This window comes from Allobosea sp. UC22_33, assembly GCF_042700715.1.
Lineage (GTDB): Bacteria > Pseudomonadota > Alphaproteobacteria > Rhizobiales > Beijerinckiaceae > Allobosea.
The window spans coordinates 5023259-5042271 of the sequence record NZ_CP170556.1 but is presented as its reverse complement, the minus strand read 5'-3'; the positions used below and the strand labels follow the sequence as shown (position 1 = coordinate 5042271).

General features: G+C 68.8%; 18 protein-coding genes. 3 read left to right on the top strand and 15 right to left on the bottom strand.

Annotated features, from left to right (window positions below; translation table 11 throughout):
* Positions 1 to 40: 40 nt before the first annotated feature.
* From ACFJGT_RS24390 to ACFJGT_RS24345, 10 genes are all read right to left on the bottom strand, one after another.
* Entirely contained in the window at positions 41 to 985 is a 945-nt protein-coding gene (locus ACFJGT_RS24390; protein ID WP_377843660.1) for a 2-hydroxyacid dehydrogenase, read from the bottom strand.
* Entirely contained in the window at positions 982 to 2307 is a 1326-nt protein-coding gene (deoA, locus tag ACFJGT_RS24385) for a thymidine phosphorylase (protein ID WP_377843658.1), read from the bottom strand. Before deoA ends, ACFJGT_RS24390 begins: the two co-directional genes overlap by 4 nt.
* Complete coding sequence (deoC, locus tag ACFJGT_RS24380; RefSeq protein WP_377843655.1) at positions 2307 to 3068, bottom strand: deoxyribose-phosphate aldolase; 762 nt, start codon at positions 3066 to 3068, stop codon at positions 2307 to 2309. The genes deoA and deoC overlap by 1 nt, the downstream gene beginning before the upstream one ends.
* Before the next feature lie 2 nt (positions 3069 to 3070).
* Positions 3071 to 3880, bottom strand: coding sequence for a purine-nucleoside phosphorylase (locus ACFJGT_RS24375; RefSeq protein WP_377843651.1), 810 nt, complete (start codon positions 3878 to 3880; stop codon positions 3071 to 3073).
* Positions 3881 to 3917: 37 nt separating this feature from the next.
* Positions 3918 to 4328: a cytidine deaminase gene (locus tag ACFJGT_RS24370; RefSeq protein WP_377843648.1), complete on the bottom strand. Its 411-nt coding sequence runs from the start codon at positions 4326 to 4328 to the stop codon at positions 3918 to 3920.
* Position 4329: 1 nt separating this feature from the next.
* The gene (locus ACFJGT_RS24365) at positions 4330 to 5304 is read right to left on the bottom strand and encodes an ABC transporter permease (protein ID WP_377843646.1); all 975 of its coding nucleotides are present in this window, start codon (positions 5302 to 5304) and stop codon (positions 4330 to 4332) included.
* Positions 5304 to 6407, bottom strand: a complete 1104-nt coding sequence (locus ACFJGT_RS24360) for an ABC transporter permease (protein ID WP_377843644.1) — start codon at positions 6405 to 6407, stop codon at positions 5304 to 5306. Before ACFJGT_RS24360 ends, ACFJGT_RS24365 begins: the two co-directional genes overlap by 1 nt.
* Positions 6404 to 6829 (bottom strand): VOC family protein, encoded by a 426-nt coding sequence (locus tag ACFJGT_RS24355; protein ID WP_377843642.1) that lies wholly within the window; start codon positions 6827 to 6829, stop codon positions 6404 to 6406. Before ACFJGT_RS24355 ends, ACFJGT_RS24360 begins: the two co-directional genes overlap by 4 nt.
* Positions 6829 to 8367 (bottom strand): ABC transporter ATP-binding protein, encoded by a 1539-nt coding sequence (locus ACFJGT_RS24350; RefSeq protein WP_377843640.1) that lies wholly within the window; start codon positions 8365 to 8367, stop codon positions 6829 to 6831. Before ACFJGT_RS24350 ends, ACFJGT_RS24355 begins: the two co-directional genes overlap by 1 nt.
* 195 nt (positions 8368 to 8562) lie before the next feature.
* Positions 8563 to 9567 (bottom strand): BMP family protein, encoded by a 1005-nt coding sequence (locus tag ACFJGT_RS24345; protein ID WP_377843637.1) that lies wholly within the window; start codon positions 9565 to 9567, stop codon positions 8563 to 8565.
* A gap of 169 nt (positions 9568 to 9736) precedes the next feature.
* On the opposite strand from ACFJGT_RS24345, the gene ACFJGT_RS24340 reads away from it, so the two are divergent.
* Positions 9737 to 10528: a HesA/MoeB/ThiF family protein gene (locus ACFJGT_RS24340; RefSeq protein ID WP_377843635.1), complete on the top strand. Its 792-nt coding sequence runs from the start codon at positions 9737 to 9739 to the stop codon at positions 10526 to 10528.
* Positions 10529 to 10574: 46 nt separating this feature from the next.
* Positions 10575 to 12290: a DUF3488 domain-containing protein gene (locus ACFJGT_RS24335; protein WP_377843633.1), complete on the top strand. Its 1716-nt coding sequence runs from the start codon at positions 10575 to 10577 to the stop codon at positions 12288 to 12290.
* Here the strand turns inward: ACFJGT_RS24335 and gshB are convergent.
* The 3 genes from gshB to rsmI all read right to left on the bottom strand — a co-directional run bounded on the left by gshB (position 12287) and on the right by rsmI (position 14602).
* Positions 12287 to 13231, bottom strand: a complete 945-nt coding sequence (gene gshB / locus ACFJGT_RS24330; protein ID WP_377843631.1) for a glutathione synthase — start codon at positions 13229 to 13231, stop codon at positions 12287 to 12289. The two genes, ACFJGT_RS24335 and gshB, sit on opposite strands and share 4 nt — an antisense overlap.
* 70 nt (positions 13232 to 13301) lie before the next feature.
* Complete coding sequence (locus ACFJGT_RS24325) at positions 13302 to 13697, bottom strand: YraN family protein (RefSeq protein WP_377843628.1); 396 nt, start codon at positions 13695 to 13697, stop codon at positions 13302 to 13304.
* Positions 13694 to 14602, bottom strand: a complete 909-nt coding sequence (gene rsmI / locus ACFJGT_RS24320; RefSeq protein ID WP_377843626.1) for a 16S rRNA (cytidine(1402)-2'-O)-methyltransferase — start codon at positions 14600 to 14602, stop codon at positions 13694 to 13696. The genes ACFJGT_RS24325 and rsmI overlap by 4 nt, the downstream gene beginning before the upstream one ends.
* A gap of 185 nt (positions 14603 to 14787) precedes the next feature.
* On the opposite strand from rsmI, the gene ACFJGT_RS24315 reads away from it, so the two are divergent.
* A complete protein-coding gene (locus tag ACFJGT_RS24315) occupies positions 14788 to 15996 on the top strand; it encodes a penicillin-binding protein activator (protein ID WP_377843625.1) in 1209 nt (402 codons plus the stop codon).
* Positions 15997 to 16118: 122 nt separating this feature from the next.
* Here ACFJGT_RS24315 and ACFJGT_RS24310 read toward each other — a convergent pair whose 3' ends face one another.
* Together ACFJGT_RS24310 and ACFJGT_RS24305 are read right to left on the bottom strand one after the other, a co-directional pair.
* Positions 16119 to 16754, bottom strand: a complete 636-nt coding sequence (locus ACFJGT_RS24310) for a thioredoxin family protein (protein ID WP_377843623.1) — start codon at positions 16752 to 16754, stop codon at positions 16119 to 16121.
* Between the two features lie 29 nt (positions 16755 to 16783).
* Positions 16784 to 18973 (bottom strand): protein-disulfide reductase DsbD family protein, encoded by a 2190-nt coding sequence (locus ACFJGT_RS24305; protein WP_377843621.1) that lies wholly within the window; start codon positions 18971 to 18973, stop codon positions 16784 to 16786.
* Between the last annotated feature and the right edge of the window lie 40 nt (positions 18974 to 19013).

Genomic DNA, 19013 nt, shown 5'->3' with positions numbered 1-19013 from the left:
GCGCCGCGACTGTTCCGTGACAAGCCTGCCGTGCTGGCTTTCAGTAACCCCGCGCCGGATCGACCACGTTGAGCAGCGGTTCGCCCGCCTCCAGACGCCCGATCTGCTGGGCAACTGCCGTGGCGATCGCCTCCGGCTCCGACATCGCCGAGTTATGCGGGGTGACTGTCACCCCCGGATGGGTCCAGAGGGCCGAATCCGCCGGCAGCGGCTCGACCTCGAAGACATCGAGCGTCGCGCCCTTCAGCGTGCCCGCATCGAGCGCGGCCAGGATGTCGTCCGCGATCTGCAGGCCGCCGCGGCCGGCATTGATCAGGAACGGCCCGCCGAGGCGCCCGCCCTGCGCGAGGCCCGCAAGCATCCCGGCATTGATGATGCCGCGCGTATCCGGGGTCAGCGGCAGCAGGCTGACGAGAATGTCGGTACGGGCGAGAAAGGCCTTCATGCCGTCATCGCCGGAGAAGGTCTGGAGCCCCGCGATGGTCTTGGGCGAGCGGCTCCAGCCGGCAACGTCGAAGCCCATGACGGCAAGCTTGCGGGCGGCATCCTGGCCGAGTTCGCCAAGGCCCATGACGCCGACGCGGACCGAGCGCGCGGCCGGCTGGTTGCGGTCGTCGTCCCAGAGCTTTTCGCGCTGCTGGCTGTCATAGCGGCGCTGCTGGCGCAGATAGCTCAGGCAATGCAGGACGATGTATTCGCTCATCCGCGTCGTCAGGTCGGGATCGACGATGCGCGCGATCGGCGCGGCCGGCAGCTTGTCGTCGGCGAAGAGGAAATCGACGCCGGCGCCTAGCGAGAAGATCGCGGCGAGATTGGGCAGGCCGGTCAGGCTGCCGGGCGGGTGCTTCCAGCTCGCGACATAATGGACGGCGCGGCGGTCGAAGGGCTCGCCGAGGACGACGATCGGCATATCCGGCAACAGCGCCTGAAAGCGCGCGCGCCAATCCTCGATATGCCAGCCCGTCATGGCCAGAAGCAGACTCATCCCGACACCCTCTCCGTAACCCGTTCCGCGACCAGCGGGCCGCGCGCCGCACCCTCTCCGATCCGATAGGCCTTGCGCAAGCGCTCGCTCGCCGCTTGGTAACCCGCCTCGTCGCGGGCATGCACGATGCCGAGCGGCCGGTCGGGGCCGACCGCGTCGCCGATCCCGGCCAGCGCAACGATGCCCACGGCATGGTCGATCGGATCCTGCGGGCGCACGCGGCCGCCGCCGAGCGCCACGACGGCAAGCCCAACGGCGCGCGTGTCGATGGACGCGACGCTCCCCGGCGTTTCGGGACAGACCGGCTTCACGATCGGCGCGGCGGCGAGATGCTTCTGCGGCGCTTCCAGCAGGTCGGCCGGGCCGCCGAGCGCAACGATCATCCGGCCGAAGCGCTCGGCCGCGGCGCCGGATGCGAAGGCCTGCTCGATCCGGGCGCGGGCGGCATCGAGATCCGGCGCGAGCTTGCCGAGCAGCAGCATCTCGGTAGCGAGCGCCACCGTGACCTCGTGGAAGCGCGGCTCGCGCCGCCGCCCGGTCAGATGATCGAGCGCATAGGCGACTTCGAGCGCATTGCCGGCAGCCGAGGCCAGCGGCTCGTTCATGTCGGTGAGGAGCGCGTTCGTCGGCATGCCCGCGCCGTTCGCGACGCCGACCAGCGCCTGCGCCAAAGCCTGCGCCTTGCCGTAATCCGGCAGGAAGGCGCCGGAGCCGAATTTCACGTCCATGGCGAGGCCGTGCAGGCCGGCGGCAAGCTTCTTCGACAGGATCGAGGCGGTGATCAGCGGCAGCGATTCCACCGTCGCGGTGACATCACGGATGGCATAGAGGCGCTTGTCGGCCGGGGCGAGGTCGGCCGTCTGGCCGATGATGGCGCAGCCGGCCTCGCGCACCACCTTTCGGAAGAGGCTGATGCCGGGCTGGGTGACATAGCCCGGCACCGCGTCGAGCTTGTCGAGCGTGCCGCCGGTATGGCCGAGGCCACGGCCCGAGATCATCGGGACATGGCCGCCGCAGGCCGCGACCGCCGCCGCCAATGGCAGGCTGACGGTATCGCCGACGCCCCCGGTCGAGTGCTTGTCGAGAGCCGGGCCGGGCAGGTCGTCCCAGCGCAGCACCGTGCCGGAATCGCGCATGGCCAATGTCAGCGCCACGCGCTCGCGCTCGCTCATCCCGTTGAAATAGACTGCCATGGCGAAGGCGGCAGCCTGGCCCTCGCTGACCGAACCGTCAGGCAAGCCGGCGATGAGCAGGCGGATATCGGCCTCGGACAGTTCCGCACCGTCGCGCTTGGCGGCGATGATCTCCTGGGTCAGGCGCATCAATAGCCTCCTCGCGGCGCGGCATCGGGCGCGGCGTCTTCGATAGCTGCGACGAGTGCCGTATAGAGGCCGCTGGCGCCGAAGCGGAAACTCGTGGGCGTCGCCCAATCCTCTCCCATGATCGCATCGGCGAGATCGAGATAGCGCCTGGCGTCGGCCAGCGTCCTGATACCGCCGGACGGCTTCAAGCCGATGGGACGGCCCGCCTCCGCGATGACGTTGAGCATCACGCGGGCAGCCGGAATGCTCGCCGAATTCGCGGTCTTGCCGGTCGAGGTCTTGATGAAATCGGCGCCGGCGGCGATGGCGAGCTCGGACGTGGTCCTGACCTTGTCGAGATTGGGATATTCGCCGGTCTCCAGAATGACCTTCAGCCGCCTTTCTCCGCAGAGCGACTTGACGTTGCGGACCATCGCGGTCGCAGCCGTGGTCTGGCCGGCGAGAACGGCCCGCCAGGGCAGGACGAGGTCGATCTCGTCGGCACCGGCAGCGAGCGCCTCCTCGGTCTCGCGCATGGCCGGGGCGATCGGGGTGTCGCCGTCGGGAAAGTTCACCACGGTCGCGATTCGGACGGGGCCGTCGCCAAGCTCGGTCCGCGCCGTCGCGACGAAGCGCGGCCACAGGCACACCGCCGCGACCGGCGCGGGGCCGGATACGGCGCGATGGCAGAGATCGCGGGCGCCTTCCTCCGTGGCATCGTCGGCGAGATCGGTGAGGTCGAGGAGCGCGAGCGCGCGCCTGGCGAGATCGGCATCGGACATATCTACAACTCCGACAGGAAGGCGCGCAGCAGGCGCCGGAGCGCCCCCGCCGCGAGGCCCGCGACATCGCGCGTCTCGGCATGATGCGGCGTGCCGCCATGCAGGCCTGCGCCCATATTGGTGACGATCGACAGCCCGGCGACGCGCAGGCCGTGGCGGCGCGCGAGGATCACCTCCGGCACGGTCGACATGCCCACGAGATCGGCGCCGAGGATCTTCGCCATGCGGATCTCGGCCGGCGTCTCGAAGCTCGGCCCGGTGAACCACATGTAGACGCCCTCGCCGAGCGGGATCGCCACCCGCTGGGCCGCGCGCTTGAAGCGGCCGCGCAGATGCGGGTCATAGGCATCGACCATCGGCACGAAGCGCCCGTCGCCCTTGTCGCCGACGAGCGGGTTGGGGCCGTTCAGGTTGATATGGTCGGTGATGAGGGCGAGGCTGCCCGGGCGCATTTCCGGCGAGAGCGAACCGGCCGCATTGGTCAGGATCAGCGGCGGCGAGCCGAAGGCGGTGAGCACGCCGAGCGGGACACGCATCACGGCGGAATCGCCCCCCTCATAGTAATGGGCGCGGCCTTCGTAGATCAGCACCTTGCGGCCATGCAGCGTGCCATAGCAGAGCTGGCGGGCGTGGCCGGAGACCTCGCCGCGCGGGAAGCCGGGCAGATCGGCATAGGGAATGCGAACGGCATTCTCGATCTCCTCGGCGACGGCGCCGAGGCCGGTGCCGAGCACGATCGCACAATCGATCGCATCGATGCCCCGGTCCGCCAGGATCGACGCCACCTCGTCGAAGGCCGGATCGGCCGCCATCACACGCTCCCTTCCGGCCGCACGGCGCGGCCCCAAATCACCGCGGCAAATTGGCCGGTCCGAAGGAGGCTGGCAACAGTTCCTCCAGCGTGAAGCGCGCGCGGATGCCCTCGGGGCCGGCAATCCCGACCGGGGTCTCCGGCGCCGCGAATTCGCGGATGCGCTGGCGGCAGGCGCCGCAGGGCGTGACCAATTCGGCGCCCTCGCCGAAGACGACGATAGCGCGGATCGCCTTCCCGCCGGCCGCGATCATCGCGGAAATCGCCCCGGCCTCGGCGCAGGAGCCGACGGGATAGGCGGCGTTTTCGACATTGCAGCCGGCATGAACCGCGCCGTCATCGGCGACCAGCGCGGCGCCCACCTTGAAGCGCGAATAGGGCGCATAGGCGCGCGACTGGATGGCGGCGGCAGTGGCGAACAGGGCCTCGAAATCGATATCGGCCGGCAAATCAGCGTTCCTTGACATAGGGCAGGCCGGAGGCCCTGGGCGGCGTCGCCTTGCCGATGAAGCCGGCGAGCAGGACGATTGTCATCAGATAGGGCAAGGCCTGGATCGCTTCCACCGGCACGAGGCCGATACCGGGCAATGTCACGCCCTGAAGCCGGATCGCGACCGCGTCGAGCAGGCCGAAGAGCAGGCAGGCGCCGAGCGCCGGCCAAGGGCGCCAATTGGCGAAGATCACGGCGGCCAGCGCGATGAAGCCGCGCCCCGCCGTCATATGCGGCAGGAAGCCGGCGGATTGCGCGACGGCGAGATAGGTGCCGCCGATGCCGCAGAGGACCCCGCAGATCGCGACCGCGCCATAGCGCAGGCCGGCGACCGAGATGCCGGCCGTGTCCACCGCCGCAGGATTCTCGCCGACGGCACGGATGCGCAGGCCGAAGCGGGTGCGCTTCAGCACGAGGGCGGTGACGAGCACGCAGAGGAAGGCGAGATAGGCCGGGGTGGCATGGCCGGATACGACCTCGTCGTAGAACAGGCCGAGCCCGGGCACGTTTGCACGCGCCCAGCCGGCGAAGGGCAAGGTGAGTTCGCCGAAGCGGGCCGCGCCTTCGAGCGAAGGGGTGCGCCCGCCTTGCCCGTACCAGGCATTGCCGAGGATGACGGTGAGCCCGGCCGCCAGCATGTTGATGGCGACGCCGGAGACGATCTGGTTGCCGCGCCAGGTGATGGCCGCGAAGCCATGGACCAGCGCCAGCGCCAGCGCTGCCAGAATGCCGGCGCCGAGCCCGATCCAGGCAGAGCCGGTGACGAAGGCCGCGACCGCCGAGGCGAAGGCGGCGACCAGCATCTTGCCCTCCAACCCGATATCGACGACGCCGGCCCGCTCCGACCACAAGCCCGCCATCGCCGCGCAGATCAGCGGGACCGAGAGCCGGATCATCGAATCGAGCACGACGGCGATCGTCTGGAGCAGGTCCATCAGGCTGCCCCTCCACCGATCCGCAACACGCTCGCGACGAGCCGGCGGAAGAGACCATCCAGCGCGCCTGCGAAGAGCACGAGGACGCCGCCGATGACCACGACCATGTCGCGGGTGATGGCCGGCTTGTCGAAGGAAAGCTCCGCGCCGCCCTGATAGAGTACGCCGAAGAGCAGCGCGGCGAGGCCGACGCCGACCGGATGACCGCGGCCCATCAGAGCGACTGCGATGCCGACGAAGCCGTAGCCGGCGGTGAAATCGAGCACGAGCCGATGCTGGACGCCGAGCGCCTCGTTGACCGCGAGCCCGCCGGCCAGCGCGCCCGAGATCGCCATGGCGATCATAGTCACCGCAGCGGGCGAGATGCCGGCATAGGCGGCGGCGCGCGGATTGGCGCCGACGGTGCGGATCGCATAGCCCAATCGGGTGCGCCAGATCAGCAGCCAGACGGCGACAAGCGCCATCAGGGCGAGGAAGAAGGCGCTATTCAGCGGCGTCGAGGGTAGTTTCAGGCCGAACGGCGCGAGCAATAGATGCATCGGCGTCAGGATAGCGCGTGCCGGGAAATCCGGCGTCTCGGGCTGCATCGAGCCGGGTTTGCCGATCACTTCGCGCAGCAGATAGACGATCAGCGTCGCGGCGACGAAGTTCAGCATGATCGTGGTGATGACGACATGGCTGCCGCGCTTCGCCTGGAGCCAACCGGGAATGAAGGCCCAGAGCGCACCGCCCGCCGCCGCCCCGAGGATCGCGAAGGGCGCAGCGAGGAAACCGGGCAGCGTGGCAAGCGCCAAGCAGGTGATCGCCATGGCGATACCGGCAACAGTCGCCTGTCCCTCGCCGCCGATATTGAACAAGCCGGCATGGAAGGCGACGGCGACGGCAAGCCCGGTGAAGATGAAATTCGTGGCGTAATAGAGCGTGAAGCCGATGCCCTCCGCGCTGCCGAGCGCGCCACGCAGCAGCAGGGCCGTCGCCTCCAGCGGGTTCTCGCCGATGCCGACGACGACCAGCCCGGCGACGATCAGGGCCGCCGCGACCGAGACCAGCGGCACCAGCGCGATATCGGCCCAGCGCGGCAGGTCGACGGGTGCGGCGCTCATCCGGCGAGCGTCACGTTGCCGGCGGCATCCAGCGGGAAGAAGGGATTATGGGCGATCTCCCAAAGATGCCCGTCGGGATCGGAGACATAGCCGGAATAGCCGCCCCAGAAGACCTTCCGAGGCGATTTCACAGCCACCGCGCCTGCCGCGACCATGTCCGCGAACAACGCATCGACCTCGCCCTCGCTGCGCAGGTTATGCGCGAGGGTGATGCCGGAGAAGCCGGCCGCGCTATCCGCAACCTCTGCATCCTTCGCCAGTTCGGTTCGCGGAAACAGCGACAGGCCGATCCCGTTCAGCTGGAAGAAGGCGACGCTATCCCGCTTTGGTTCGATCTCGTGCCAGCCCAGCGCCGCATAGAAGCGCCGCGACCGATCGAGGTCCCCGACGCCAAGCGTCACCAATGTCAGCCTCTGTTCCATCACGCCGCCTCATCCGTTACGCCGGCCATCAGCAGGCCGAGATCGCGCTCGTCGGCGGTCTCCGCCACCCGCTCGCCGGTGATCCGGCCGCCGCACATGGCGATGATTCGGTCGGACAGCGCCATCACCTCCTCAAGCTCGACCGAGACGAGCAGGACCGCGACGCCAGCATCGCGCAAGGCCACCAACCGGCGATGGATGAATTCGATCGCGCCGATATCGACGCCGCGCGTCGGCTGGCCGACGAGCAGGACCTTCGGGCCGCGCTCGATCTCACGGGCGAGCACGATCTTCTGCTGGTTGCCGCCGGAGAATTTCGCCGTTTTCAGCGCCGGGTCGGGTGGGCGCACGTCATAGGCCGCGAAGGCCTCGCGCGCATGGGCCTCGATGCGAGCCGGCGAGAGCAAGGGGCCGGAGCCGAAAGCGGGATCGTGCTGATAGCCGAGGATGGCGTTCTCGGCGGCGGAGAAGGCGGTGACGAGGCCGCTGCGGTGGCGATCCTCCGGGATATGCATCAGGCCGCGCTGGCGCAGCCGCGCCGGATGGCGATCCGCTGCCGCGAGGATCTGCCCGCCCAGCCTGATGACGCCGCGGCTCGGCTGGATCAGGCCGGCCAGCACCTCCAGCAATTCGCTCTGGCCATTGCCGGCGACACCGGCGATGCCGACGATCTCGCCTTCATGGAGCGTGAGGCTCACATCCTTCAGGGTCTCGGTGCCGCGCCCGTCGCGGCAGGACAGGCCGACCGCCTCCAGCACCGGCGCGCCACGCTCGCGCGGCTGCTTTTCGACCCGCAGCAGCACGCGCCGGCCGACCATCGCCTCGGCCAGAGCCGGCGGCGAGGTTTCGACTGTCGCGACATGGGCGACCATCTCGCCGCGGCGCATCACCGAGACGCGGTCGGTCACGTCCATGATCTCGCGCAGCTTGTGGGTGATCAGGATCACCGTCTTGCCCTGCGCCTTCAGCGCCCGAAGCAGGGCGAAGAGCTGGTCGGCCTCGGGCGGGGTCAGCACCGCGGTCGGCTCGTCGAGGATCAGGATCTCGGCGCCGCGATAGAGCGCCTTCAGAATCTCGACGCGCTGCTGCAGGCCGACGGAGAGCTCGCCGACGATCGCATCGGGATCGATCGCGAGGCCGTAATCCTGCGAAAGCTTCGCGAGCGCGCTCCGCGCCTTGCCGATGCCGCCTTTCAGGAAAGCCCCGCCTTCGGCGCCGAGCACGACGTTCTCGACGACGCTCAGCGTCTCAACCAGCATGAAATGCTGATGGACCATGCCGATCCCGGCCGCGATCGCATCGGCCGAGGAGCGGATGCGGCGCGCTTCACCCGAGATCCTGATCTCGCCGGCATCGGCCTCGTAGAAGCCGTAGAGGATCGACATCAGCGTCGACTTGCCGGCGCCGTTCTCACCGACGATGCCGTGGATCGAGCCGGCCGCGACCGCAAGGGACACGTCCCTGTTGGCGGCGACCGGGCCGAAGCGCTTGGAGATGCCGATCAGCTCAATGGCGGGCGCAGAGACGGCCTCCATCATGGCGCGGGCACCACGACGCAGAACCCCTCTCCCGGATGGGAGAGGGGCAGGGGTGAGGGACTGCCGCTGATTGTCAGAGCGCGGTGGTTGCCGCCGCGCCTTCTGCGGATAGGGCGGGCCCTCATCCCTGCCCCTCTCCCACACGGGAGAAGGGTTCCCCGCGCCTCATTCACTCCCTCCGGCACGATGTCTCGCTCACATCGTGCATTTCTGGTCGGACATGTAATCGTGGACCTTGACCGTGCCGGCGATGATATCGGCCTTGGCCTTGTCGGCGGCGGCCTTCATCTCCGGCGTGATCAGGGCCTTGTTGGCGTCGTCCAGCGCCCAGTCGATGCCCTCTTCCTTCAGACCGAGCACGGAGACGCCGGGCTTCCAGGAACCGTCCTGCGCCGCCTTGAAAGAGTTGTAAGCGGCGACATCGACGCGCTTCAGCATCGAAGTCAGCACCTTGCCGGGATGCAGGGCGTTCTGGTTGGAATCGACGCCGATGCCGAGCTTGCCGGCATCCGCCACCGCCCGGAGCACGCCGATGCCGGTGCCGCCGGCCGCGTGATAGACCACGTCGGCGCCGCGATCGATCTGCGACTTGGCGAGCTCGCCGCCCTTGACCGGATCGTTCCAGGCGGCCGGGGTCGAGCCGGTCATGTTCTGGAAGATCTCGGCATCCGCCTTGCCGGCCTTGACGCCCTGGACATAGCCGCAGGCGAACTTGCGGATGAGGGGGATATCCATGCCGCCGACGAAGCCGACCTTGCCGGATTTCGAGGCCATCGCCGCCAGCAGGCCGACGAGATAGGAGCCCTCATGCTCCTTGAAGACGACCGACTGCACGTTCGGCAGTTCGACGACCATGTCGATGATCGTGAATTTCAGGTTCGGGAACTCGGTCGCGACCTTCTGCAGGGCGGTCGCCTGCGAGAAGCCGACCGCGATGATCGGCGAATGGCCGTCGCGGGCGAAGCGGCGCAGGGCCTGCTCGATCTGGGCATCGTTGGTCGGCTCGAAATCGCGGAAGTCGACATTCGTCTCCTTCTTGAACTTCTCCGCGCCGATGAAGACGCCCTCGTTGAAGGATTTGTCGAACTTGCCGCCCTTGTCATAGACGATGGCCGGCTTGATCGGCTGCGATTGCGCGAATGCCGCCACAGCCGAAAGCGCAACGCCGGCGAGCGCCGCCGCGAAAGAACCCAAACGCATCGAACCGATCCCCTGTTGCAGCCGGGCGCCGTTGTCCGGCCCTCGATGACATCACGATGGCATGGCCCGGGCGCGCGGCCAAGCGGACGAAGGTCATGCTCGCCGCGGGGCCCGGCCGGGCAAGGCCGGCGATTGCCGAAGGGCCGCTCCCGGCCTTAGGCTGGCGGCCATGATGCTGAACGACGACGAGATCGAGCGCTATGCGCGCCATATCGTCCTGCCCGAGATCGGCGGGCCGGGCCAGCAGCGGCTGAAGAACGCGCGCGTGCTGGTGGTCGGCGCCGGCGGGCTCGGGGCGCCGCTGATCCAGTATCTGGCGGCCGCCGGGGTCGGGAAGATCGGCATCGTCGACGACGATATCGTCTCGCTCTCGAACCTGCAGCGCCAGACCATCTTCACCACCGAGGATATCGGCGCGCACAAGGCGGTGGCCGCTGCCCGCTTCGTACGCAACCTCAACCCGAACGTGGTGGTCGAGGAGCATGTCACGCGGCTCGATCCGCACAATGCCCGCGCGCTGATCGCCTTCTACGACGTGGTCGCCGAAGGCTCGGACAATTTCGCGACGCGCTATGCCGTCTCCGACGCCTGCTACCATGAGCGCAAGCCGGTGGTGATGGGCGCGCTTGGCCGCTTCGATGGCTCGCTCACCACGATCCGGGCTCATGAGACCGGGACGGACGGCAAGCCGAACCCGACCTGGCGCTGCCTCTTCTCAGAAGCACCGCCGCCCGGCGCGATCCCGACCTGCGCGGAGGCCGGCGTACTCGGCGCGCTGCCCGGCGTGATCGGCTCGCTGATGGCACTGGAGGTGGTGCGCGCCGTCACGGGCTTCGGCGAATCGCTCGTCGGCAAGCTGCTGCTGGTCGATTCGCTGACGCTGCGTTTCGAGACGCTGCGCTATGGCTGGGACGAGGCCAACCCGCTCAACGGCACGGGCGTAGCCGAAGGCCGATCTTAACCGATTCCTGCTAGCCAATCCCCCAACAGGGACGGGGAAGGGCATCATGCAGGCCGGCGGCACGATCGGGACACGCGTTTCGACGCGAGCGGCCCGGCTTCCCAATTTGCCGCTCGCCCTACTCGGCATCGCCATCCTCGCCTGCGCGCTCTTGCTGACGCTGCCCCTGACCTTGCCGCTCGGGCCGATGTACTGGGACCTCGTCCTGTATCTCGACGCCGCCAACCGGATCGGCGACGGCCAGGTCCCGCTAATCGATTTCATCGCGCCGGTCGGGCCGCTCGGCTACTGGCTCTTCGACGGTTTCGATGCGCTGTTTCCCCGCGCGCATCCGCTGCTGCTGGCGCAGTGGTGCCTGTTCGCCGTGACGGCGCCGGCCATGGCTGTGGTCGTGCACAAGATCGACAAGCGATCGCGCGCCCAGGCGCTGGCGCTGCTCCTGCCCTATCTCGCCTTCCAGATCCTGCCGGTGAATGTCGAGCACTACTCCTTCTTCCCGGGCACGGACGGGTTCGGCATCTACAACCGGCATGTCAGCATCGTGCTCTACGTGCTGGTCTCCGGCCTCGTCTTCCTGCGCGGCCCCGCGCTCGGCGCGGTCATCGGCTGGACGCTCACCGCGCTGTTCCTGATCAAAATCACCGGCTTCCTCGCCGGCGGCCTCGTCACGGCCTTCGCCTTCACGGCCGGGCGGATCGGCTGGCGCCAGATCCTGCTGATCGCCGCTGCGGCCGGGCTCGGGCTGATCGGACTCGAACTCGCGACCGGGCTCGTCAGCGCCTATCTCGACAGCATCCTCGCGCTCATCGCGATCAATGCCGGCGGCATCCTGCCGCGCTTCGTCCAGGCCGCCTCGCTGCATCTCGACATCGTCGGCGCCGGAACGGCGCTCGGCCTCGCCCTGCTCTGGCTGGACCGGCGCGATATCGCGGAAACCGCGCTTGCGCTGCGCAGGCAACCGTCCGCGGCCGGCTTCATGCGCCTGCTCGACCGCGAGGTCGCATGGCTCGCCATCGTCCTTGCCGCGGGGCTGTTCTTCGAGACCCAGAACACCGGCGGGCAGGCCTTCATCTTCATCTGGCCGGTTCTGCTGATGATCCTGTCGCGCTGGCTCGGCAGCGGGCGGCGGGGCGCGCTCGTGGTCTGCGGCCTCGTCGCGGCGACCGCGATCCCACCGGCGGAAACCGTGCTCCAGCGCGGCGCGCGGGCGCTGATGGCGCAGGCCGGCTATGCCGCCCTGCCGAACCAACATCTCGGCCGGCTCGGCCAGGTCTCGCAGCATATCGACGTCATGAACCGCGCGAGCGCGATGCTCGACATCTATGCCAGCCATCCCGCCACGTTCCGGGAGTTCACCGCCCGCGAGATGCTGCCGAATCCGCAGCTCTATGCGGAGCTCGACTTCCAGGCGTCCTGGCTGATGGCGGTCGACGAGGGCGTCTCGGCGATCCTGGCGCATGAACAGGCCAGCGGGCGCCGCTTCGAGACGATCATGAGCCTCAATTTCGTCAATCCCTTCCCCGCGGTGATGGGCCGGAGTGCGCCGCGCGGCATCGCCATCGGCGCCGACCCGTTCCGCGCCGTGCCGAAGCCGGATTCCGAGGAGATCGCGCTTGCCCGCGAGGCCGACCTCGTGCTCTATCCGCTCTGCCCGGTCACGGTGGCGAACGAGGCCCTGCGCCGGATCTACGCGCCGATTCTGACAGGCCGGCAGGAGATCGCGCTCGGGCGCTGCTGGAAGGGCTATGTAAAGCCGGCTTAGCGGCCGCGCTTCGCCTCGATCACGTCGAAGAGCTGCGCCGCCAGATCGGGCCCGCCGAGCTTCTTGATCGCCCGCACGCCGGTCGGCGCGGTGACGTTGATCTCGGTGAGCTTGCCGTGGATCACGTCGATGCCGACCAGCAGCAGGCCGCGCTCGCGCAAGGTCGGGCCGATCGCCTCGCAGATCGCGAGCTCCTGCTTCGACAGGTCGGTCGGGCGGGCCGCGCCGCCGCGCACCATGTTGGCGCGGAGATCACCGACCGCCGGGACGCGGTTGACGGCGCCCGCCGCCTTGCCGTCGATCAGGATGATGCGCTTGTCGCCCTCGGTGACCTCCTTGATGAAGCCCTGCACCACCCAGGGCTCGCGGAAGAGGTTGCTGAACAGGTCGAAGAGCGAGCCGAAATTCGGGTCGGTCTTGCTGGTCTTGAACACGGTCGCGCCGCCATGGCCGTAGAGCGGCTTCATGACGATCTCGCCATGCTCGTCGCGGAAGGCCTCGATCTCCGCCCTGTCGCGCGTGATCAGGGTCGGCGGCATCAGTTCCGGGAAATGGGTGACGAGGATCTTTTCGGGCGCATTGCGCACGGAGGTCGGATCGTTGACCACCAGCGTCTTCGGGTGGATGCGTTCCAGCATATGCGTCGTGGTGACATAGGCCATGTCGAAGGGCGGGTCCTGCCGCAGCAGGACGACATCCAGCGTGGAGAGATCGACCTTCTCCTCGGCGCCGGCCGTGAAATAGTCGCCGTCGACGTCCTGCACCTTCACCGGGCGCATCGGCGCGGTGACCTTGCCGTCGCGCATCGAGAGCTTGTCGGGCGTGTAGGTGTAGAGGTTATGACCGCGCGCCTGCGCTTCCAGCATCAGCGCGAAGCCGGTATCCCCGGCGATCCGGATGCGCTCGATCGGGTCCATCTGGATGGCGACGTTGAGGCTCATGACAGGCTTCCTGTTGCAGGCCGTTCTTATCGGGCCGCGGGCGGGGTTCCTGCAAGTGGGTGGCCTTGCGTCAGAGGACAAGCGCGAAGGCGGCGGGCACATGGCGCGGCCGGCGCCAGGGGGCCACGAAGACCGCATCGGCGCGCAAATGATGGCCGGCGGCCCAGGCATTCCGCGAGAGCCAGTGCCGGATGCGCCGCTCGATCAGACGCTGCTTTTCCGCGGTGATCGCGATCATGGCGTCGTCGAGTCGGCCTCTCGCCTTGACCTCGACGAAGGCGATGGTGCGGCCGCGCTTCATCACGAGATCGATCTCGCCGCCCTTGCCGCCGAAGCGCCGCTCCAGCAGGCGATAGCCCTTCGCCGTCAGCCAGAGGATGGCGAGCCATTCGGCACGGCGCCCTGTGAGGCCGGAACGCTGCGCCTTAAGGCTGCGCCCGCCCGGATCGGCGCCCGCCCGGCTCACGGATCGTCGCGGGTCAATTCGAGCGCGCGGGCATAGACCTTGCGGCGCGGCTGGCCGGTCTCGGCCGCGACCTGTGCCACAGCCTCCTTCAGCGAAACCCGGGCAAGCGCCGCGCGCAAGCGCTCGTCGATCGCCTCGTCGGTGGGAACGAGATCGGCGGCACCGGGCGGGCCGATGATGACGACGATCTCGCCGCGCGCCTCTTCCTCGCCATCATAATGAGCGGCCAACTCGGGGAGGGTGCCGCGCCGGACCGTCTCGTAGAACTTGGTGAGTTCGCGCGCGACGGCGCCCGGCCGCGGGCCGAGCACGGCTGCAGCGTCCGTCAGCATCTCGGCGAGGCGCCGGGGCGATTCGAAGAAGACCAGCGTGCCGGGGATCGCGGCGAGCTCGGTCAGGCGGGTGCGGCGCCCGCCCGATTTCGGCGGCAGGAAGCCCTCGAAGAAAAAGCGGTCGGTCGGCAGGCCGGCGAGCACCAGCGCAGCCAGCACGGCGGAAGGGCCGGGAATGCCGGTGACGGGCAGGCCTTCCGCCACCAGCTCGGCGACGAGCTTGTAGCCGGGATCGGAGACCAGCGGCGTGCCGGCATCCGAGATCAAAGCGAGCTTGCCGCCCTCGCGCAGCTTCGCCAGCACCTTCGGGCGCATCTGCGCGGCATTGTGCTCGTGATAGGGCAGGAGCGGCGTCGAGATGCCGTAATGCGCCAGCAGCGTCTTCGAGGTGCGGGTATCCTCGGCCAGGATCGCATCGGCGGCGGCGAGCGTCGCCAGCGCCCGGAACGAGATGTCACGGAGGTTGCCGATCGGCGTCGCGACGATATGCAGGCCCGGCGCCAGAGGCTCGGCCTCGGCCCTCAGGCCGAAGGCGGTGTAACTGGGGGAGCGAGGGGCGGCATCGGTCGACATCCGATCACGCTGCCACAGCGGCCGCGCCCGCGCTATGGCAAGGCGTGCAGCGCCCCCTGCAACCTATAGTTAACAACTTGAAAATAGGCTTCCACACTGGCACGAGAGGTCCCGGGGGTAGAACAGTTCCGCAGGACCTATCGCGGGCGGCGCTTCGCCGGCCCGGTCACGACTGGAGATCGCCCGTGTTTCATCGGCACCTCGCACCGACCCTGCGATCCAAGGCTGGGGCCTTCGCGGTCCTGCTGCCGCTCGCGCTCGCGGCCTGCGGCGGCGGTACTTCCGGCCTGCCCGGCTTTGATTCGGGCGCGCCCGCAGCCGGCGGCGGCGCCGCGCCGACCGGCCAGACCATCGGCACCGGCAAGGTCAAGGTCGGCCTCATCCTGCCGCTGACCGCCGAGGGCCAGGGCGCCGTCGTCGGCAATTCCCTGAAGAATGCCGCCGAGATGGCGCTGGCGGAATTCCCGAACGCCGACCTGACCCTGCTGGTCAAGGACGATCGTGGCACGCCGGAGGGCGCCCGCGCCGCCGCGCAGGAGGCTCTTTCGGAAGGCGCCGAGCTGATCGTCGGCCCGCTCTTCGCGCCGTCCGTGCAGGCTGCCGGGCAGGTCGCGCGCGCCGCCAACAAGCCGGTCATCGCCTTCTCCAGCGATTCCAACGTCGCGACCCGCGGCGTCTACCTGCTCTCCTTCCCGCCCGAGAACGACGTCAACCGCGTGATCGGCTATGCCGCCCAGCAGGGTCGGAAGTCATTCGCCGCGCTCTTGCCCGACACGGCCTATGGCAAGGTGGTCGAGGCGGCCTTCCAGCAGGCGGCAGCCAGCCGTGGCGTGCGCGTCGCCGCGATCGAGCATTTCGGCGCCGATCCAGCGGCGATGAAGGCCGCGATCCAGCGCCTGATGCCCTCGCTCGCCCAGGCCGATGCGCTGTTCGTGCCGGCCGCGGCCGATACGATGCCGACGATCGGCCAGTTGCTGCAGGAGGCCGGCTACAACCCGGCCAAGGTCAAGCCGCTCGGCACCGGCGTCTGGAACGATGCGGGCATCGCGCGCGTGGCGGGCATCCAGGGCGGCTGGTTCGCCTCGCCCGACACGGCCGGTTTCAACGCCTTCGCCGGGCGCTACCAGCAGCGCTTCAACAGCGCGCCGACCCGCACCGCGACGCTCTCCTATGACGCCGTCTCGCTGGCGGCGGCGCTGGCGCGCACGCAAGGCTCCCAGCGCTTCTCGGAGGCCGTGCTGACCAATGGTTCGGGCTTCGCCGGGGCGGACGGCGTCTTCCGCTTCCGCCCGGACGGACAGGTGGAGCGTGGGCTAGCGGTGCTGGAGCTGCGCAACGGCCAGATCGTCACGATCAACGCCGCGCCGCGCGATCTCGGGCCGCGGTCGCAGTAAGACACCCGGCAAGCTGCCGTTATTCTCGGGCTTGACCCGAGGATCTCTTTGAGAAGGAGGCTCTGGAGCCTCTCTCGGCATGAGATGCTCGGGTCAAGCCCGAGCATGACGGCGAGGAAGGATCAGCTCAGCGGCGCGTATTTCACGACGCAGCCATAGGCCTTGGTGCTGGCTTCCGAGACCGGCTTGCCGGCCTTGAGCTCGGCGACGGCCTGGCGGACATAGCTCTTGGCGCCCTCGAGGCTCGATGCCGCCGAGGTCGGCCTGTCGTCGATCGCGCCCATATAGGCGAGCGTCCCCTTGGGATCGATGATGTACATGTGCGGCGTGGTCTGCGCCCCATAGGCCCGCGCCACCTTGCTGTTCGGGTCGAGCAGGATGCCCGCCGGAGCGGCATTGCGCTGGACCGTCAATTCCTTGGCCTTGGCGGCATCGACATGGCCCTGCTCGCCCTGCGGCGAGGAGATCACCGAGAGCCAGACGACACCCTCCTTCGCCATGTCCTTCTGCAGGGTCTGCATGGTCGCGCTGTTATAGTGCTTCCGGACATAGGGGCAGTCGTGATTGGTCCATTCGAGGATCACCGTCTTGCCGGCGAACTCGGAGAGGTTGCGCGTCTTGCCCTCGACATCGACCGCCTGGAAGGCGGGGGCGGGCGCGCCGACCTTGGCCGCGCCTTGGGCAAAGGCCGCGGCCGGGAAGGCGAGGCCAGCGAGAGTGAGGCCGGCGATGAAAGTCTGTCTGGTCAGGCTTTGCATGTCTGTCTCCCTGGGTTGACGTCGAAAACCTATGGCAATGCAGCCGTCTTCGTGGTGCGACCGGCCGCGCGTTCGGCAGCCGCGATCAGCGTATCCGCCGTCAGGAGCTGCGGCAGGATCTCGGCCTGCGCCTCCTGGCGGGCGGGGTAGAACAGATAGAGCGGCACGCCGGCGCGGCCCTGTTCGGCCAGCGCCTTGGCGATGCGGCTGTCGCGATTGGTCCAGTCGGCCTTGAGATAGACGACGCCGAGCTTGGCGAAGGCATCCTTCACCTCCTGCCGGGATAGCGCGACACGCTCGTTGGCGAGGCAGGTGATGCACCAGGCGGCGGTGAAATTGACGAAGACCGGCTTGCCCTGCGCCTGCAAGGCCGAAACCCGCTCGGGCGACCAGGCCTCGATATCTCCGGCCCGCGCCTCGGTCGCCGCGCCGGGAACGGCGTTCTGCAGGGTAAACCAGCCGGCGCCGAGCACGACCAGCGCCGCCAGCGCCGATCCGAAGAGGCGACGCCCAAGCGATCCGCGCGTCACGCCGACGAGCCAGACGGCGAAGCCCGCCGCCAGCACCGCGACCAGAGCGGCGAGCACGCCCTGCGGGCCGCTCTGCACCGAGGCGACCCAGATCAGCCAGATCGCGGTCGCGAACATCGGGAAGGCGAAGCCCTGCTTCAGGACCAGCATCCAGCGGCCGGGCTTCGGCAGCAGGCGCAGCAGGCCGGGCGCGAAGGAGAGCGCGACCACCGGCAGGGCGAAGCCCAGCGCCAGCGCCATGAACACGGAGAGGGCGACGACTGGGGGTTGCGTCACCGCATAGCCCATCGCCGCGCCCATGAAGGGCGCCGTGCAGGGCGTCGCGACGACGACCGCGAGCACGCCGGTCATGAAGGCGCCGAGCCGCCCGCCCCGGCTGGCGAGGCTGTCGCCGAGCCCGGTGACCGAGGTGCCGATCTCGAAGGCGCCGAGCAGGTTGAGGCCGATCAGGACCATCACCACCGCAAGCGCGATGACAAGCGGCGGGGACTGGAGCTGGAAACCCCAGCCGACGCTGCTGCCGAGGCTGCCCAGCGCGATCACCGCGCCGGCCAGAACCATGAAAGTCACGAGCACGCCACCGAAGAAGAGCAGGCCCTGCTCGCGGACCTCCGAGCGGCTGCGATGGGCGAGCTGCGCAAAGCCGAGCGCCTTGATGAACAGCACCGGCAGGACGCAGGGCATCAGGTTGAGGATCAGTCCGCCGGCAAAAGCGAAGGCCAGTGCCGCCCACAGCGTCAGATCGGCGCCTTCGGCCGGCATCGGAATCCGCACCACCGCAGGGCGGGTTTCAGGCGCGACCGCGCCGCCGGCCGCAATCAAGACAGGATCGGCATCGGCGAGCAGCGTGATCGCGCGCGGCGCGCCGCCTTCGCTGAAGGTGAGGACGCCTGAGACTTCCGGCTTCGCCAGCTTGAAAACGGTCGAGCGAGTCAGCGTCAGGGCGGGCTTGTCGCCGGTCGCGAAGGGCTGATCGGCCGCATGCTCGATCAGCGTGTCCGACATCGGGAAGAAGCGCAGATCGCTGGCGCCGGCCGGCAGGCCCGGCAGGTCGAGCACGAGCTTGCCGACATCGTCACGCAGCTTGGCGCGGAACGAGGCCGGCTTCGGCAGCGATGCGATGGCGGCATCGATCCGCGCTTCGGCAGCCTGATCGATCGCGCTTGCAGCCCCGATGGGGAGGTCCAACGTGAAGGAGCCTTCCTCGGGAATGCAGATCTTCTCGCAGACTAGCCAGGTCGCCTCGGCCTTCAGCGCAAAGTTCTCACCGGGCCTGGCATCGGCCGGGACGGTGATCTCGAGCGGCAGCAGGACCGTGCCCTCGAAGCCGAAATTGACGAGCGGCTCGACCCGGATCGCCTTGGGCGCCGGCCACTGGATCTCGCCCGCGGTCGCGCCGGCCGGCAGGTCCCACTTGATCTGGGTCGGCTCGCCGGAATCGCCGGGGTTCAGCCAATAGGTGTGCCAGTGCGGTGCGAGCTTCTGGACGAGCGCGACCTTGAAGCGTTCACCCGGCGCGACCGCGTCACGGCTCGACAGCAGGGTCGCGGTGACGCGCGGCGAGCTGACGGCAGCGGATTCGGCGGCGAGCGCAAGGCCGGGAGCCAACAGCCCCAGCGCCAAAGCCGCTCCACGCAGGAAACGCTTGCCGAAATAAAGCCGCATGATGCCGTCGCAATCCTTGGTCACCCCGACCCCATGCCTCAATCCGCCCTCGCCTGCCAATGAC